Raw genomic sequence first — 19,589 nt, 5'->3', positions numbered from 1 at the left:
TTATCGGTCATTGCCAAAAATAGTTCTCCAAATGCTTCGCCCGTACAGTTGTTAGTTGTCAGTAGGGGCGAAGCATTTGGAAGATAAATTATCGGTCATTGCCAAAAATAGTTCTCCAAATGCTTCGCCCGTACAGTTGTCAGTTGGAATAGATAGAAATTTATTCTCCCCCTGCCCCTTGCTTTTAGCTAGGTAGGCGGACTTGAATTTCCTGGTAAAATTCTTTTTGAAATAGTTCTACCTTAGATTGAGCCGATAGCAGTAGTAAAGCCCAAAAAACGCTAACTAAGTTACCGTGTTCTGATTCATGATGCTCCCCATTTTTCTCTGGTTGTTTTGTCTGTATCCATAAATCTATCAGTTCTTCTAGATTCCAATATTGTTCCTCTGAATTTTGCTCTTTAGCAGCACCATATAACACCTGCTCTATTTCTAACGCGACTTCGGTTAAATTTTCTTGGTGCGCTAACTCTAGAGCTTCTCGCATGGTCTGCACACTAGGCCGACCTTTAAACCGCCTAGGTTTATCAACTTTTTTTACCAGTTTTAGCTGGCTGGCCATAATTTGCAACTGGTCTATTAACTCTTGCAAAGTCACCCGACGTTTTGGCGGTGGCATAGCGGCCGGACGACGACGCAAGTGTTGCTCTAGGTGCAAACGATGGGCCGGATATAACAAGCCGTCTTCAATTCCTAATAGTGTATCATCTAAAACTTTTTCTGGAGTATTATATACTGTTGATAACTGAACTAATGTATTAGCTTTAAATAATACGAGCATTGATGCTGATAAAAAAGCCTGTCCAGATTGAGATAAGTCACTTTCGTAGCCTCTGATAGTTTTTGCTTCTGGGGACATTAATTCCAAGTAATGATCAATCACCTCAATAACTCGCACGTCCCAAGGGTCAATTTCCCCTTTTTCAGCTTGCTCAATCAGGTGTGTAATTGTTTCTAATAATTCGGCTGCATCCATTAATTTAAAATTTAAAATACCAGGAAGAAGGAGTTCAGGAGTTCAGGAGTATGGCTAACGCCACGCTTCGCTATCAGGAGGAAGAAGGAAGAAGGAAGAAGAATTTTCTCAATACCCCATGCCCAACTTATTCATCTTCTTCAAATTCTGAGCCATAATTAACTCGAAAATTTGAGACAAAATCGCTATGGTTACTGCTTTTGATGGCATCAAAAGTGCCTTTGATAGTCCCAGCAATTGGCACAGCAACGAGTGTTCCTAATAATCCGGCAATTTCAAATCCCATTAAAATGGCGATAAAAATCCACAGGGGGTTGAGTCCGATAAAATTACCCATTAATTTTGGAGCTAACAGATTATCTTTAATTTGTTGCATGATAACTGCCATTGTAGCGACTGGAAAGGCTAACCACCAATTTTGGATTAATACTAACATTGTGACTAAACCAATGCCTAAAGTTGCGCCAACAACGGGAATAAGTCCAGAAATACCAATTATAATGGCAAATAAGAGAGCAAATGGGACTTTTAGAAATAAGAATATGGGTGTGAGGGCTATGACCATGAACAGTCCCAGCAATAATTGGCTTAGGAAAAAGTTTTGGAAATTTAACCGCAATGATCGGCTAAAGGGAATACCAATATTAGATGGTAGCAGATTAACTAAACCAGACCAAACGCGATCGCCATATATGAGCATATAAAAAGCTAAAACGATGACTAAGACTACATTCAGTATTCCTGATAATAGTGTTCCTGCAAATCCTACTACCCCTGAAGCTATTTGCTGTACCAGATTTTGAATATTAGCATTTATTTGATTTGTTACCAGCTTTAAGTCTATAGATAAGCGCCGCTGCTTTGCTAAACTTTCTAAGTGATCTAAATTAGCTTGACTAGTCGCCAACCAATCCGGAATCTTATTTAAAAGTTGAATGGTTTGGTCAATTAGCATGGGTACGAGAGTAACACCCAAAACAATAAACAAAGTTAAAGTTAGTAGTAAAACAATGATTACCGCTTGAGTGCGGGTAATTCTGACTTTCTCAAGTAACTTAACCGGGTAATTCAGTAAAAAAGCCAGAATTGCCGCAATACTGAGAATAGTAATTGGATTTTGGAAAAAACGAAATAATACAGACAGTAGCCAGATATTGAGGGCGATAATTGGTCCACTGAGTCCATAAATTAATAGAGTTTGCAGAGAAGCAGAACGGCGCATCTGATTTAATGTATAAACAGGGGCTTTTGAGGTAGGAAAGGAATGATAACGCAGCGTGGCTTTAGCCATACTCCTGTAACTTCCATTCATTCCCTATTGTCTAAACAATTTACTGATTTTGATCATAAATATTTTTTCGATCTAAATTTGAGGAAATCACAAAAATGGATACAAGCATAGCGGATCTTCGCAAAGACTACACATTACAAGATCTGAGTGAAAAAGAAATTAATCCAAATCCATTTACACAATTTAAAATTTGGTTTACTCAGTCCTTAGCAGCCCAGCTACCTGAACCTAATGCTATGACTTTGGCTACCTGTACAGCAGATGGTCAGCCTTCGGCGAGAATGGTATTACTCAAAGATTTTGATGAACGGGGGTTTGTCTTATTTACTAATTACAATAGCGAAAAAGGACAGGAACTTGCGGTAAATCCCCATGCTGCTTTAGTTTTTTGGTGGGCTGAACTAGAACGTCAGGTGAGAATTGTGGGGACTGTGGAAAAAATTTCTTCAGCAGAATCTGATAGCTATTTTGAAATTCGTCCTGCATATAGTCGGCTAGGTGCTTGGGCTTCTAATCAAAGCGAAGTAATTGCAAGTAGAGAAATTTTAGAAGCACAATTACAGGAGTTTCAGCTTAAATATGAAAATCAGGAAGTTCCTCGTCCTCCTCATTGGGGTGGTTTTCGCGTGATTCCCCAAAAAATTGAGTTTTGGCAAGGAAGATCAAGTCGTTTACATGATCGCTTGCTATATACTCGTTTAAATGATGGAGAATGGCAAATTGAGCGGTTATCACCTTGATTTAATATTTGATGTCAGCATTCAGCTATCAGCAGTAATAGTAGAGAAAAGGAAGTAGTTATTTCCTGAAAGTTATACACATTTAACATTCTGTATTTCCGGATTGAAAACTGATAGCTGAAGACTGAATGCTTAAATGATAATTAATAGGAAGATCCTGATCAGAGTAAAAAACGGTGATTATTAATTAATAATTCAGTATAAGTTAACTACCCCAAATTATCTTTAATATATGTTTCTTAATGTACAGTTAGATTATACTGGATCTGTATATAATAAGCATGACTTATCAGAAAGACCGACATAGATATAGTAGTTATCAGGTCATTAAGTAGGTTACAGCGGTTTCCGCTCTTATGAGGTACAAAGTTGAATCATGAAACTCTTGTAGTGCGGGCATACTTCGACCCTTCGACAGGCTCAGGGCATCGCAAGCTCAGTACAAGTCTTGCCCGCTAGATATGTACCTCATAACACCGGGAAGTGCTGTAGCGTTAAAAATTGTCGTTATGGCAAGGGAACAGAAAAGAGGTTTTGGGCAACTTGACTTTTCCTTACATATTTAGTTTTTTTTTCATTCACCTACTTAGATGATTAATCTTTCTTTGCTGAAATGTATTTAAGTTTTGATACACATTTTTAACTTTATGCGAATCATACATATATTAAATCATGTCCAGGAAATCGGTAATGGTATTGTTAATGTAGCTGTGGATCTCGCTTGTTTACAATCCCAATCTGGTGATGATGTAGCAGTAATTTCAGCGGGAGGGGGATACGAAAAATTATTAAATCAATTTGGTGTTAAACATTACGGAATTAACCAAAGTCGTCAGCCAATAACAATGATTAAGGCGGCGATCGCTTATCGGAAAATTGTGCAAGAATTTCAACCAGATATAGTTCATGCTCACATGATGACTGGTGTGGTGTTAGCGCGGGCTTTGAGATGGGAAAATAGATATATTTTAGTGGCTACTGTCCATAATGAATTTCAACGGAGTAGTGTGTTGATGGGTTTAGCTGACCGAGTAATTGCTGTTAGTAAGGCTGTCAAAAATTCGATGGGACAACGGGGAATTCCTGAACATAAATTACGGGTAGTTTGTAATGGGACATTGGGTAGTCCTCGAACTCGGAAAATATCCGATTATCAACCTTTAAGTTTACAAAATCCGGCGATAGCTACTGTAGCAGGAATGTATAAAAGAAAAGGCATTACTGAGTTAATTGCGGCTTTTGAAGAAATTGCTCAGGATTTTCCCCAAGTACATTTATATTTGGTGGGAAATGGTCCAGATAAACAAGTATTTGAGTCTCAAGCCCAAGCAACGGCTGTTAGTCATCGGATTCACTTTGAAGGGTTTCAGGCTGAACCCCAACGTTATTTACTAGCCTGTGATATTTTTGTCTTGGCTTCCCACCGTGATCCCTGTCCCTTGGTGCTTTCAGAAGCGAGGGAAGCAGGGTTGGCGATTGTGGCCACTGAGGTAGATGGTATTCCAGAGGCGTTAGATAATGGTAAAGCGGGGATATTAGTGCCGGCGCAGGATAGTCATCAGTTGGCTAAGGCATTAATAAAATTATTAAGTGATGCAAATATACTTCAGGAATGGAAACAGCGATCGCAGGAAAATCTAGAATGGTTAAATGTTTCCCGTGTACACCAAGAAACATTGGCTGTATATGAAGAATTAGAGATTGCTGAGTTTTCTCCATCTACTCAACCTGATTAATATTGGTCTTACCCATCGGATATTGAGTGCATCATGTAGCAATGTATAGAAGCAGGGAATAATAAATAGGGTTAGTAGTGTAGCTAAAGATAGCCCGGAAAAGACGACTATTCCCAAGGGTTGCAGAAATTCTGACCCTTCCCCAATTCCTAAAGCCAAGGGAAACAGACCTAAAACAGTGGTAATAGTGGTCATTAAGATTGGTCTGAGGCGTTGGGGTGCAGCTTGTAAAATAGCGGTGCGACGGTCAATTTTTTCCTGTTCTCGAAGTTGGTTCGCCAGTTCGATCATGATAATGGCGTTGTTAACAACAATACCGATTAATAAGACCGCACCAACTATCACTGTTGCGCCAATGGCAGTTTTAGTGATGTAAAGACCGAAAATACCCCCAGCTAATGCTAGAGGAATAGTGAAAATAATCACTAATGGATCAATAATGGAGTTGTATTGTACTGCCATGACCACAAATACTAAAAAGGCGGACAATCCTCCTAAAAGTAGTAGAGATTGTTGCAATTGTTGATTAGATTCAATGGCTGCACTGGGTAAAATGCTAATACCTTCAGGTAAATCTAGACTGCTGAGGACTTGGTTTACTTGGGAAATGGCTGAACCAAGACTAGCGCCTTCTGTTAAATTTCCCGCAATTAAAAATACTCGTCTTTGGTTAATGCGCTGAATTTCTCCTGGTGCTTTACCTGTGGAAATTTGAGCAACATCACTCAAGCGAATTTGATGATTGTCATCTACAAATAAAGGTAATCTTTCTAATTGGGAAGTCGTTTGTAATAATGCTTCATTTAATTGCACTCGCACATCTACTAAACGATTATCGCGTTGTAATTGAGTAGGAATACTACCTGTAATTGCAGTTTGAATTGTGTCGCCAATATCTTTAGCATTTAAACCCACATTGGCAACTCGTTCCCAGTCTGGTAAGATTTGAATTTCCGGTTGCCGACTATCGGCATCAGGACGGAATCTCACTGAGGTAATTTGCTCATCTAAAGTTGCTAAAATTTGCCGACCAGTTGCTTCTAAAGTTTGTGCATCATTGCCTTGGAGAATGATATCAATATCAGCATTTCGCACTGGAGAGTTATTAAGAATTAAACCGCGAACTTGCCCAGCAAAAAGACGTAGACGAATATCTACTAAATTGAGTTTTTTGAGTTTATCGGTAACTCTTTCTACAAATTTATCTACATTACTGCCTGATTTGAGAGTAATGGTACTAGAACTTCGCAAAGGGTTAGAGTTGGTATTACTGCCAAAAAGAAAACCACCAATTGTCGAAAATACATATTCTGTTTCTGGTTGGTTGCGGAGAATTTCATCTACCGCTTTCATAACTTTTTGGTTTGTTTCTAGGGGTGTACCGGGGGGAAATTGAGCGAATAAAGATGCTTGTCCGGTGTTGATACGGGGAAGTATTTGCTGGGGAATTTGAGGAGCCATCCACATACTACTACCACCTAAGATAATAATAGCGATCGCAATGATTAATAATCTATGCTGCACTGCCCAATTTAAATTTCTAGCATAACCATTTGTGGCGGCGGCTAAGTTGCGATTAAACTGCCGCAATAGCCAAAACTCATTAATGCGACTTGACCATTTAATCGCAAATAATCGAGAAGCTAACATTGGTACTAAAGTGAGGGCAACGAGTAGTGAAGCACCAACAGCAAAACTGATGGTCAAAATTAACTCATTAAAGAGTAATGAGATAAATCCGCCGATGAACAAAAATGGTAAGACAGAGATTAAATTGGCAGCAGTTGAGGCAATTAACGATGATTCTACCTCTTGAGAAGAAGCGATCGCTGTTTCAATCATCCGCTCAGGTGTTAATCTAGTTAAATTGGACTTGCCAAAAGTATTTTCAGTATTAACTGCAATATTTTCTAAAATCACCACTGAAGTGTCAATTGCTTGCCCAATTCCCAGTGCTAAACCCCCTAAACTAAACACATTTAAAGATAGGTTAAACTGTTTCATTAAAATCAGTGCTGCCAGGGTACACAGAGGAATTGACAACGAAATAATGAACGCTTGCCGCAACGAACCTAGAAATAACAATACCGCTGCTGCTGCCAATAAAGCTCCAGAAACCGCAGCATTAGTAACATCAGCTAAGGAATTGCGGATAAATTTTGACTCATCTAATGTTGGTGTTAGGGTTGCTTCTCGCGGAATTAAACCAGATTTCTGGAGTTCTTCTAATCGTTTTTTGACACTATCAACTACACTCACGGTATTAGCATCTGGTTGTTTTTGAACACTGACTTTTACTGATTCTTCTCCATTCAATAAAACATATATCCGTTGATTTTCTGCACCATCAATAACTTCGGCAAAGTCCCGCAGGTAAACGCGATTTTTAATATTAGAGTTAGGAACAGAAACCTCAAATAACAGATTATTAATTTCTTCCGCATTTTTGAAACGTCCCACAGTTCGGGTTAAAGCTTCGGAATTTTGCCCTAAAATTCGACCTCCAGAAATATCTTGATTCCGGTTTTTTAATTCATTGAGAACGTCATTTAAACCAACACCTAAAGATTGCAATCTTTCTAAATTAAGATTTACCTGAACTTCTTCCTGAACTCCTCCTGATACATCTACTACCGCCACTCCTGGAACTACATTTAATTCCCGCGCTAATTCTTCTTCGGCAAATATCCGCAAATCCACACCTTTAAGAGTAGGTGAAGTAATGGCAAATTCATAAACTGGTAATTGAGAAGGATCGATTTTGAATATGCGCGGTTCGCCAATTGTATCTGGTAATCTATTTCTAGCACGATTAAAGGTAGCTGTAGCATCATTCAATGCTTGATCAATATTTCCCCCTGGTTGGAAATATAAATCTAAATTGATGTTCCCTTCACGGGTTTGGGAAAAAACTTGTAATACTCCTTCCGTTGCACTAAAAGATTCTTCTAGAGGTTTAGTAATTTCATCTACTGCTACTTCTGGAGAAATTCCCGGTGCTTCTATGCGGACACCAATCCGAGGATAGGTAATTGATGGTAATAAATCTACTGGTAATCGGAGGGTGAAAAATACACCCATGACTATCACAGCTAAGGTTAACATGAGTGTGCCAATATGTTGGCGAATGGAAATAGCACTCAAACTAAATCCATTATTTGTATTTGCTTGTTGCATATAATAATCTGATTTGATAATTTATTGGTAATGGGTAATGGGTAATGGGTAATAGAGATAAGATTCTTTCTATTGACAACTGACAACTGACAACTGACAAATTAACTACTTTTCCGATAACATTGATAATTTAACAACTGCGCCATCTTTCAATGGTTTACTACTGCGAACAACATAACTTTCTCCTGGTTGTAAGCCTGATAAAATTTCTATTTTGCCGTTAGCGATTTTTCCTAAAGATACTGGACGTTCTTTAACTGTAGTTTTTTTATCTGTTTTTTCAACTACGAAAAGTGTAGAGTTAGTATTTTCTAATTGTGGTTTTTTGTCTTGACTACTAATTGCGGTTTCTGGGACAACTACACGCTGTTTTGTTTGGCTGTTAAAGCTAACTCTTGCTAATAGCCCACTACCAATTTTCCCCCCAATGTTGGGCATAACAATTTCTATGGGGATTAACCGGGCTGTGGTATCGGCGGTAGGAGAAATGCGGGATACTTTTCCAGTAAATTTTTCATCAGGAAAAGCATCTAATTTAATTTCTACAGATTGCCCAACTTGAATTTTTCCTAATTCTAATTCCGAAACTTGGGCGACGACTTTAACACGACTAAAATCGGCAACTTTTAAAACTTCGCTCCCAGGTTGTAATAAATTTCCTGGTTCTGTGACTTTTTCCGTGACTACACCGGTAATTGGAGAAATTAAGCGGGCATAGGAACGACGTTCTTCGGCTGCACTCACTGCTGCTTTTTGGGCAAATACTCGACCTTGGGCAGCGGCTACGGCTTGCTTTTCTGTACTAACTTGTGCAGTGGCAGCGCGGAGGGCTTGGGCGGCGGTTCTGGCTTTGGTTTGTGCCTGTTGGGCGTTTTGTTGGGCGATCGCCCCTTCTTTGTATAATTGTGTTAATCTCCGGGAATCTGCCTGTGCTTGGACTAATTCTAGTCGGGCTGTTTCCACTTGGGCGAGAGCATTACTTACTTGAGTCTGCGCTCTGGCTACTTCTGATTCAGTGGTGGCTAGTTGTGCTTCTGCTTGTTTTACTGCGGTGAGTAAGAGGGTATCGTCCAATTGACTGATGATTTTACCCCGTTGGACTGTATCACCAATATCTAAGTTTAAAGCGATGAGTCTGCCTTCGACTTGCGATCGCACAGAAACAATCCGAAAAGGGGCAGTATTACCAATATACTCTGGTTGGGGGCTGAAAGAATTAGTGCGAGCGATCGCTACATCTACAGCAGTTTCTCGGCTCTCTCTTTGGGGTCTTTGGGATTGTGCTTCCGCTGATTCTTTTGGCAATGAACCACAACTGGCTGTTAATAGTGCTATTCCTAACATTGATGGCGTAAATATACGTTGTGCTAGAACTAACATTCTTCTATCCAAAATCATTAATTTTGCTCCTATTCAGATTTTTAGAGTTAATTGTGATTTGTTGATCACAGATAAATTTTTACTAAGTATGTTTTGAACATAGATGTATATATTTTCTTACTCTTTGGAAGTATAAACTTAGTATAAAGATTTTTCATAAATTTGCACGTTACTAAAGTCATGCTTTATGCCATATTCTCAAGAAAAGAACAAAAAAAGAGATTCTTCAACCCACATTCTACGCGCACTGGGTATTGATCCAATTGATTAAATGTGCGTTTTCTAAAATTGTTGTAGAGATGTTTCATGGAACGTCTCTACTTTTTTCACCAGATGTCTAATCAATCCCAATTGGCAAATTCATCACTAATATTGCGAAGTAGGGCAGTGATTTGAGTGCGTCGGGTTTCAAAGTTAGCAGCAATGTAAATTAACAAAATACCAACTAATAAACCAACAATCCATTTTAAGAAAGAATAACTCAGACTGAAAATTACTAATTGGTAAATGCTAGTAATTAAAAAAGTACCTGTACCAACATAAAGAAAAGCGCGGACTTTTAAACCTAAGCCAGCGAAAATAGTAATCAGACTAAAAACACCAGGGATAAAAGGCAGATTTTGATAAAACAAAATTGTCCAACCGCAAATTAAACCACTTCCTAACATTCGCAAACTGTGACGGAGAGGTTTGGTTGTTGATAATTTTAGTTGTTCATCTATTTGGGCAATATATAGTAAAGATAAACCAATTGGTGTAACGTACCAAAGAGAATCTCTGAAGTTTAAATCATTAAACCAAGTAAATAATGCCCAATCAATTAATATTAAACTGATATATGTAAACCGGATTTGTGTGGCAGCGTTAGCTAAAAAGACGTAGTAAGCAGCAACGATAATTAAAGTAATAGGATAGGTTGTTAGTCCCGTTGTTCCTACAATAATTAATGGGAGAATGTATGCTGTGCGTTGCCAAGGCGTTTTTGACCAACCTAATCTTTGCCAAGGTAGGATATATAGGAAGTAGGCAAATAGGCAGGATATCGCCCCATTCCAAGGTAGTAATTGCTCAAATATTAATCTCCCTATTGGTAAATTTTGTAAATAAATACCAATAATTCCTACTTCTATTAAACCTAAATAAACCCAGATTTCTTGATTTGTTTCTTGGGAATTTTCTTTTCCTTGCCAAATCGCATAGCGAACTAAAAATAATCCTGTTCCTAATACGATAGACGAGTTAATTTGGATAGGTAAAGTCATAGCAAAAAGGAATAAAATACTACTCCAAACCCAATGAAGATGGGCAATATTTTTTAATTCTTGAGAATTTAAACCCAGATAACTAATCAGCCAGGGTGTAAGGATACGGTAAGCATACATGATGCTAGTACCAAGGGCTGACATGGCAATTAAACCATCACCTAAAGCCTCTCCTTTAGATAGGGACATTTGATAAAATAGGAGTTCGTAGGCGGAAATTGATAGGCCGATAATACCAAAATAAAGGAGGGGTTTAAATGCTTCCCTACGTCTTCCTACCCCAATCATAATTAAGGCTACACCCAAGGAACAAAAACCTGTAAAGTTAGCAAAGGTATTTAATCGCAAAATGACGCTAAATGCACCATATATTAGAGGGAGAATATGAAAACTATTGGGTAATGTTTGTAATTGATGTTTGCGTCGCCACCATTCACCAAATAGCTGAGTTGTTAAACCGAGAATGATGTTTGCTATGGCGATTCTAATGATTGAATGTTCGCCAAATCCTAATATTTCGGCTGTTAATAATTCTAAACACCAACCAATTCCATAAAATGCTGCTTCTTTAGATTGTCCCCAACTGCGATAGACAATTGCCCCTAAAATTATGGCTGTGGTGATAATATAGAAATATTCGGTTTTGATAGTTCCTTGATAAATTAAGCTGGAGTGCAAAGTTAGGGCTGATAGTTCTATTGTACATAATGCGATCGCCCATTTATCACTTGCGGCTGCATAAATTATTGCCAATTCTGTACCTTTGCGTAAAAGTACACCACGCCATAGCCATAAACTCAGTATTGTTAATGCAGTAACGACAAACCAACCTGATATTTTTAATTGGATTAAACCAAATACACCTTCACCTAATAATGCAGTCAAGAAACTTAATCCAAAACCAATGATTATTCCTGCATATATTTGGTTTCTTAAATAGCGAGTATGGACTAACATTACCGCTATACCCACACCCAAACCGATTAATCTTATTCCTGGTAATGGTAAAGTTAATAATTGAGAAATCCCTACAGCGAAGACACTTAAAAACCTGTTAGTGGTGCGATTTGGTTCAGTGTTACGAATAGCTAAACCTGTTAATGCTAAAGGTGTAATTAACCAAATTATGCCTAAAGAGTTTTGATTTTGCCAATTACCAGCCCAATAATTTTGAGCATTTACCCATAATAGAGAAAAACTGATTGCAGCTAATACTAAACCAATATACCATGCACTCCGTCGCGTTATGCCTTCACCAAGACTAAATCCCCATTCAGCTATCATGATAGCTAATAAGATACCAGCCCAAATTTCTTGATTTAAACTTGGTAAAAACCAATTAATGCTAGAAATTAGCGTCAATACTCCCATACCATGAGTTAAGTATATCAAGGGAGGAGAAAAAGCTGCACGACGTTGAATAAATGTGGCTAGAGTAATAGTAGATAATAAAAAATTAGCCGTTCTTAATGTCGGATTTACTAAGCTAATTATTGTTAAACAAATCCCTAAAAATAAAGTTAGATATTCTCCAAAATCTGCCAATTCTTGATTTTCTTGATCATGTAATTTATCTGTTAACCATAACATTAATATGATGTAGGGAAATAAAGCAATACTCAATAATACCCAAGGTTCATTTTGAGAATTGGTTAAATGGGTAGCGGTGCTAATTAGTAATGTTTTTAATTCATTAGGAATTAATCTCCAACCTAGCCAAATTGTCTGTAACCCAATTAAGAAAATAGCTAAAAAATCTTTTTGTAAATTATATCTTTGTAACCGACGACTAAAAACCCACAAACTTAAAATGCTGACTATTATAGCTTGGACTGGTTCTGTTATGACTGAAACTAACCAACCTAATAAAAGTAAACTTCTTCCTAATTCTTCCCAAAGGATAGAAGGATTTGTAGAAGAATTTTTTTCTGATAACCAAATTACTAAACCACCGCAAATCCCAATTGCTAAACCTAATTGAGTAATATTAACTCCAGCTATAAAAATAGCCCTTGTCAGTAAAGTTAATAAAGCGTAAATCAGGAAAGTAAAATATAAACTAATTCCCCATTGTGGAGTTTCTGTATTTGTATTTTCTTGGGGTTGGTTTAATTGATTGTAAACAGTAATAGTAGTTGTTCCTATCATTGCTAAATAAACAGCAATTAGGGGAAAATTTGATAACTTCCAACCCCAATGTAAATAACTCAACCCGATAATATTGATTAAAGGTAATTTACCACTGGGAAAATTAGTAATAATATTCCTGTTTTGACAAAGTTGATTAGTAATAAATGTGAGAGTCAGAGATGCAATTCCCATCACAACTAAGTTTAATGGATTTTGCCACAAACTAAAGCTATCCATTGCCCAAAAGTTGATAGGCACTAATAACAATGTGACTATTAATAATGTCTGTGCAGTTAACCTTAAATTGCTTTGTTTACCCGCCCAAAATGTAAATCCACAAAAACTCAAAGTATACGCAAATAAAACCCCATACTGTCCAACTGCGGGGAATCTTTCCCACTGACTTGCAGCGAGAACTCCGGAAGAAAGCACTACTAAAAATACACCCAAAAACAGCAACCACCGCACACTTAATTCTTCACCAAAAGATTGCAGCATCGAATTAACAAAACTGGGTTTCGTAGGTGGTTTTGTTATGGGTGGTAAAGTTGCAATTAACGGTCTTTTTGCTGCTGTAGGAGGTCTATAAATTACTTCTGGTTCAGATTCAGTCTCAGGGGTAAATACTACGGTACAAATGAGATATTGACGGGCTATTTGTTTAACTTGATCATCAGATATTAAACCGAGATTTAATAAGTCATCTAATCCTAATAATAAGTGAGGATGATTCGATGGTATTTTAATGGGAATTTTCTGCGATGCTTCAAAAGGTGATGTCATAATCTGCAACCCTGTAAGTATATATAAAAATCTTCTATTTCAATGATTACTAAAATATATCACTCACATTAATACTCACATCAGGAAAAGCCAAGATTGATAAATTTTGATTTTTCACCAATTAAGTTTATTTCACTACATAGATATAACTACCATTATTTTTGGCAATGTACTAAATGTTTAAATTCAAAAGATTTGCCTGATCTATGGAGTATTTTTAATTTTGAAGCCAAATTTTGATTGGGGTAAATTCTATTAACATCAAAACGTGTATTTGTTTTTTGCGTGATGTTTTTGATGCTTATAAAGCGACAATCGTAATCTTTAAGAAAATTTGGATGATCCCAAAATGACTTACCAATTTCTCGACAATAAGCGATAAAACACTGCGCCCCTTGAAGTTGTGCAATAATATCTTTCATTTCTCCTCCTTTTCCCGCCTTCATTTCAATACAGAGAATTACCTTTTTCTTGCCAGTATCGGCAATGATAATAAAGTCTGCACGTTTACGCTCACCTCTATTTCCCTTAAAAATTGTATCAAGTGACTTAAATTCCTCTGGATTGATAATTATGACATTATCATCATCCGGCATCCCACGAATAGTTACATAGTAATTGGGGGGTTTAGGCTCTCTGAGTATGACCTTATTCCGTCTGTCAAGATCATTTTCTAACGATACTGTAGCGGTTTCCTGAATCATTTCTTTGAGGATAGCAATATCAGACATTACTCCTCACTCCAAACAATTGCTTCCTGAATCCGATTCATCGTTTCGATTGTTATATCAAAACTTCTAGCTTCAATACCCAATTCTGGGTTTATATCGGCGGGTGTAAGAGTTTGACATTTAGTTTTTCTGGTGTTTCCCTCTAGTTTCATATCTGTTTCTTCTGCAATATAAACTTTTATTTTTTCAGCAGCAATCAGTTCTTCTGTCCGATAACCTTCTTGTGCGGCAATTCGCTGGAGATGGGGTTTATCATGATTAAGCATGATTAGAGTATTCAGTTCTTTAACGATGTAATCGCTGTGGGTAGTGATAAAAACCTTAATACCCACGTTAACCAGTCGAGCAAAAAGTCTGGCTACTCGGCGTTGATTTTCAGGGTGTAGATTTAATTCTGGTTCATCTACCATCAATAAATCACCATGTTCAGCTTCGTGTTTCAGATAAAAGCCAATGTCTAATAAAGAACGCACGGCACTAGAACTTTCATCCATAGAAAGCTTAACTTTTTTACCCTTAGGTACATAATAAAGCTCATCGTTGCGGGTGACAGTATACTCACCACCAATAATATCAGTAAAATCAGCTAATAGATCAGGATATTCATCGGTAATGAAACTATTTTTTTTAACAATGGTTTCAAGTTTACGAGTAAAATCCACATTCGTTTTTATCGGTAGAGCATAATCATCATACTCTTTAAGTAAAAGTTCCATTGTATTAATATTTTCGTCAGCTTGACCAATTTCTTCTAGTAAACGATTTTTTGCAAAATTCAATTCTTTGCGAAAAATGGCCGCACCAGTTCGTTCAGCACTAGCAATAAAAGGACGAGGAAAAAACTGAGCAAAAATAATATCTTTTATAGCATTAGCAATTAGAAACTTAATGAATTCATGCGGTATTTTTACCTTATCTTTTTCAACAAGAAGAGTCACAACTAATTCTGTACTTTCTTCACTTTTAGTGATTGAGAAAATTTCTGCATTAGCTGATCCCATTTTCCGATCAAATTTGTTTTTTAATTTAATATCTTCAGTTTTTATTTCTAAACTGATGTTAAATTCTGTATTTTTAAATCTGTCAATTGGTGCTGCAAAAATTTTCGGTAATTCCTGGGTATATCTCTCACAGGCTTTAATTATAATCTGCTCAGATTTTTTAACATATTCTTGGATATCAATACGAATTACACCGTCAGCAAGAAGTTCCTCAATTTTATCATCGTTGATTTGAATTGAAAGCATTCTTTGCCAAGTATATAAAAAGCCAAATAAAGCATAAGTTGCGTAGGTTTTCCCGGTATTATTACCACCACAAATGATCGTCAAGTCACCAAGAGTAAATTCTGCTTCTCGTAAAGTACCAAGATGTTTAACTTTAATTTTCATATCCGTATTCCTCTAACTATCAGTCATTGACTCGTGCTATCACTCACTAATTATATTATCTCAGATTATGCCTTCCTTTTTCGGGATTTTATTGTAGGTTGAGTTGACGGATATTACCCAATATTAATTAATATTTTTGTTGGGTTGCGCTGTCGCTTAACCCAACCTACATTTTGAGTATATATCTTTTTTGTTAGGTGGCAATTACCCAACAAAATTAAATTCCAGTAGTTTCCGAAATTGCTCCTTGCATTTTCACAAAAGTATCTATTAAAGTCTGCAATTGTTGGTCTGCTTTAAATACTCCTAAACCTCTTGCTGTTACCTTCCCAGGAGAATAAACAAACCTTGCTTTCATGGTGGGAGTTAGGTTCTCTGCTAACAGATTCCAAGCTGGTTCTTCCATTGGTGTTTCTAAAACAATGTGCTGTTTATTCTCTGGTTTAATGCGGCTAAATCCGAGATTTTTGGCTAATTGTTTTAATTCCATAACTCGTAATAACTGACTAGCTGGAACTGGAATAGTCCCATATCTATCAGTCCATTCAGCAGCAATTTGTTTGAGTTCATATTTTGATTTTACTGTAGCTACAGCCCGATAAGCACTCATTTTTTGATCAAGGTCAGTAATGTAAGTTGCCGGAATAAATGCGGTGAGATTAAGGTCAACTTGGGTATCTTCAACTTTGGGTATTTCTTGACCTCTAATTTCTCGAATTGCTTCTTCTAACATTTCCATGTATAAGTCAAAGCCAATCACATCCATTTGACCAGATTGTTCTGCACCTAGCAAGTTTCCCACACCGCGAATTTCCATATCTCGCATTGCTAATTGATATCCAGAACCAAGTTGAGTAAATTCTTGAATTGCTCTTAATCTTTGTCTGGCGGCATCGGATAATTCTCTTTGTTTGGGGTAGAATAACCATGCGTGAGCTTGAATTCCTGCCCGTCCGACTCGTCCCCGCAATTGATATAATTGAGATAAACCAAAACGGTGAGCATCTTCAATTAAAATTGTGTTAACTCGCGGAATATCCAAACCAGATTCAATAATTGTTGTACAAACAAGAATATCAGCGTCATTATTGCCAAAAGTCAGCATAGTTGATTCTAACTCGCTTTCGTCCATTTGACCATGAGCGATCGCAAATCTGCCTCCAGGAACCATTTCCCGCAATTTTGTCGTGGTTTCTTCAATTCCGTCTACTCGCGGAACTACATAAAATACTTGTCCACCTCGATCTAATTCTTGTCGAATTGCACTTCTAATAACATCGGAGTTGAGCGGTGAAAGATGGGTTTGAATTGGTCTTCTGGTGGGAGGTGGTGTGGTAATTAAACTCATTTCCCGAATTCCCGACAATGACATATATAAGGTTCTGGGAATGGGAGTTGCAGAAAGAGTTAAAACATCAACTTGAGTTTTTAAGCTTTTGATTTTTTCCTTTTGATTAACTCCAAATCTTTGTTCTTCGTCAATTACTAAAAGTCCTAAATCTTTAAATTGGACACTTTTACCTAATAATTGATGCGTCCCCACAACTATATCTAATTCTCCCGTAGCCAGTCGTTTTTGAATATTCCGTTTTTCTTCCGCACTGCGAAACCGATTCAGTAAACCCACATTTATAGGATAAGGGGCAAAACGTTCTTTAATTGTGTGATAATGTTGTTGAGTTAAAATTGTTGTTGGGGCTAAAAGTGCAACTTGCTTTCCTGCGGTAACAGCTTTAAAAATCGCCCGAATTGCCACTTCTGTTTTCCCAAAACCCACATCTCCACATACTAACCTATCCATCGGTCTTTCACTTTCCATATCCCGTTTCACATCTTGTACCGCTTTGAGTTGATCTGTGGTAGGTTGGTAAGGAAAAGAATCTTCCATTTCTTCTTGCCAAGGCATATCATGAGGATAGGAAAAACCCTGTTGTTGAGAACGGGCTGCATACAATTTTAATAAATCTACCGCTAATTTCTTAATGGCTTTGCGAACTTTACTCTTCGTATTTTCCCAAGCTTTTCCGCTCATTTTATGTAATTCTGGGGCTTGATCTCCACCAGTGCGGAAACGAGATAAAGAACCAACTTGGTCAGCCGCAACTCTTAACAAACCATCTGCATATTGAACAACTAAATAATCACGGGTTTCATCATTAATTGTCAGACTTTCTAATTTGACAAATTTACCAATTCCATGACTACGATGAACTACATAATCTCCCTGACGTAATTTGTTAGGATCAACTTGTTTAGATGTCGCTTGACGACGTTTGCGGACATAGCCAAAATTAGCTAAGGAATGTTGTCCATAAAATTCTCTATCGGTGACAATAACCAACCGATAAGAAGGTAAAATACAACCTTCTAATTCTGCTAAACCGGAATATTTAAGGGCAATTGGAATATGATTAATTTGCAGTTTATCAATAGCTTGATAATCACGAGGATTGGGAATAAACTGCGCGGGACAATCATGTTCTTGCAGAAGAGAAACAGAACGGGAAGGTTGAGCCGAAAGTATCCAAACTGCAAAATTGCGCTCCCGTTCTTTTCTAATTGTTTCCCCTAATTTTGCAAATTGATGAGGTGTAACAGGTAAAGGTCTACTAGCTAAATTCAGTCCACTATTTTCTTCTGATAATTCCGATAAATATAACTTCCTAAAATTGCCAATTTCCGCTATACACTCATCAAAGTTTCGATGAATTTTCGGTAATGCAACTGACAACTGTACTGGCGAAGCATTTGGAAGATAAATTATCGGTGGTTGCAAAAAATGGTCTTCTAAATGCTTCTCCCCTACTGACCACTGACTATTAGCATTTTCCACCCAGCGATCGCTATGAGCATAACATTGTTCTAGTTCATCAATGGCGACAAGAGTATTTTCAGATAAATAATCTAATAATGAAGCGGGTTTTGCAAAAGCCAACCCCAAAAACCGCCGACTTCCTTCTAATGTTCCTAACTCTGAAGAAATTCCCTGGAACGTCTCTACATTTGGTAGATCTTTCAGTGCATCTGAAATAATAGGTGCAAAACTTGTCGGGGTGAGAGTAATTTTTTCCACCTTATCCAAAGCAGAACGTTGGGTAGCGGGGTCAAATTCTCGAATTTGTTCAATTTCGTCGCCAAACCATTCCAAGCGCACAGGCAACTCTGAGGACACAGGAAACACATCCACAATATCCCCCCGTCTACTCCATTGTCCCTCAGTTTCCACCAGAGGAACTCGTTCATATCCCAAAAGAGTGATTTTTTCCCCAAACCCATCTAAATCAAATTCCATCCCTTTTTCTAAGGTTACACAAAATGATTTAAACGCTTCCGGAGGTGGCAAATGTGGCTGTAATGCCCCCACAGTGGCAATTATGGCAGTTTTTTGCTTTTGTAACTGACCATTTACCAAATCCGCTAAAACCTGCATTTGACCCCAACTTAACTCATTTTCAGGGTCAAAAGGTTCATAGGGAGAAGCTTCAGACGTTGGGTAAAAATGCACAGTTTTCCAGCCCATTGCTTCCATTTGGGCGAAAACCCGGCCAGCTTCCTCTAGGGTGGCACAGACGACGCACAAATCCTGATCTTCATAGTTTGCTAATGCTGAAGCTACCAGTCCCTTAGGTAGTCGAGAAATCCCATTTAACCGCAATTCCCGTTGTTTGTTGAGTTTGGTAATTAGTTCGGCGGTAAGAGGCGATCGCGCCAAAGCACGCACAATAGAAGAAAAGGCCATATATTTCAAATATCTTACGCTAAAAAAGGAAGTCGCTGCTGATGTCAAAATCTAAAAGCAGTTTATATTAGCTATTTTAAAAGTTTTAATCGCACTCTAGAGGATGATTCCCAAAGAATCAAGCTTAACTACTAATAGATAGAAGAAATATAGCTACTACTTTGTGTATAGTCAAATTATTCAGAGAATTACCTAAAATAATGGATACTAATAAAATGTCTAAATAAACTGGATTTCTCATCTCTGTATACTT

Annotated in this window: 11 protein-coding genes; 3 read left to right on the top strand and 8 right to left on the bottom strand. The window is 37.5% G+C overall.

Annotated features, from left to right (window positions below):
- Positions 1-55: 55 nt before the first annotated feature.
- Entirely contained in the window at positions 56-196 is a 141-nt protein-coding gene (locus PN450_RS12910; protein WP_271836581.1) for a hypothetical protein, read from the top strand.
- Here the strand turns inward: PN450_RS12910 and PN450_RS12905 are convergent.
- Together PN450_RS12905 and PN450_RS12900 are read right to left on the bottom strand one after the other, a co-directional pair.
- Positions 185-976 carry a segregation/condensation protein A gene (locus PN450_RS12905; RefSeq protein ID WP_271836580.1) on the bottom strand — a complete coding sequence of 264 codons (792 nt, stop codon included), beginning with the start codon at positions 974-976 and terminating at the stop codon, positions 185-187. The genes PN450_RS12910 and PN450_RS12905 overlap by 12 nt on opposite strands.
- 127 nt (positions 977-1,103) lie before the next feature.
- A complete protein-coding gene (locus PN450_RS12900) occupies positions 1,104-2,198 on the bottom strand; it encodes an AI-2E family transporter (protein WP_271836582.1) in 1,095 nt (364 codons plus the stop codon).
- A gap of 164 nt (positions 2,199-2,362) precedes the next feature.
- On the opposite strand from PN450_RS12900, the gene pdxH reads away from it, so the two are divergent.
- Positions 2,363-3,007 (top strand): pyridoxamine 5'-phosphate oxidase, encoded by a 645-nt coding sequence (pdxH, locus tag PN450_RS12895; RefSeq protein ID WP_148760011.1) that lies wholly within the window; start codon positions 2,363-2,365, stop codon positions 3,005-3,007.
- Positions 3,008-3,654: 647 nt separating this feature from the next.
- The gene (locus PN450_RS12890) at positions 3,655-4,743 is read left to right on the top strand and encodes a glycosyltransferase family 4 protein (protein ID WP_271836579.1); all 1,089 of its coding nucleotides are present in this window, start codon (positions 3,655-3,657) and stop codon (positions 4,741-4,743) included.
- Here PN450_RS12890 and PN450_RS12885 read toward each other — a convergent pair.
- The 6 genes from PN450_RS12885 to mfd form a co-directional block, all read right to left on the bottom strand.
- Complete coding sequence (locus PN450_RS12885) at positions 4,702-7,920, bottom strand: efflux RND transporter permease subunit (protein WP_271836578.1); 3,219 nt, start codon at positions 7,918-7,920, stop codon at positions 4,702-4,704. The genes PN450_RS12890 and PN450_RS12885 overlap by 42 nt on opposite strands.
- A 105-nt stretch (positions 7,921-8,025) precedes the next feature.
- Positions 8,026-9,318, bottom strand: a complete 1,293-nt coding sequence (locus PN450_RS12880; RefSeq protein ID WP_168696470.1) for an efflux RND transporter periplasmic adaptor subunit — start codon at positions 9,316-9,318, stop codon at positions 8,026-8,028.
- A gap of 323 nt (positions 9,319-9,641) precedes the next feature.
- A complete protein-coding gene (locus PN450_RS12875) occupies positions 9,642-13,475 on the bottom strand; it encodes a DUF2157 domain-containing protein (protein WP_271836577.1) in 3,834 nt (1,277 codons plus the stop codon).
- Between the two features lie 155 nt (positions 13,476-13,630).
- On the bottom strand, positions 13,631-14,206 hold the full coding sequence (locus PN450_RS12870; RefSeq protein ID WP_148760021.1) for a hypothetical protein: 576 nt from the start codon (positions 14,204-14,206) through the stop codon (positions 13,631-13,633).
- Positions 14,206-15,597 carry an AAA family ATPase gene (locus tag PN450_RS12865; RefSeq protein WP_271836576.1) on the bottom strand — a complete coding sequence of 464 codons (1,392 nt, stop codon included), beginning with the start codon at positions 15,595-15,597 and terminating at the stop codon, positions 14,206-14,208. The genes PN450_RS12870 and PN450_RS12865 overlap by 1 nt, the downstream gene beginning before the upstream one ends.
- 217 nt (positions 15,598-15,814) lie before the next feature.
- Positions 15,815-19,336: a transcription-repair coupling factor gene (gene mfd / locus PN450_RS12860; RefSeq protein ID WP_271836575.1), complete on the bottom strand. Its 3,522-nt coding sequence runs from the start codon at positions 19,334-19,336 to the stop codon at positions 15,815-15,817.
- Between the last annotated feature and the right edge of the window lie 253 nt (positions 19,337-19,589).

This window comes from Dolichospermum lemmermannii CS-548, assembly GCF_028330815.1.
Classification (GTDB): Bacteria; Cyanobacteriota; Cyanobacteriia; order Cyanobacteriales; family Nostocaceae; genus Dolichospermum; species Dolichospermum lemmermannii.
The sequence above is the reverse complement of the archived record's forward strand: the minus strand, read 5'-3'. Positions and strand labels throughout refer to the sequence as shown.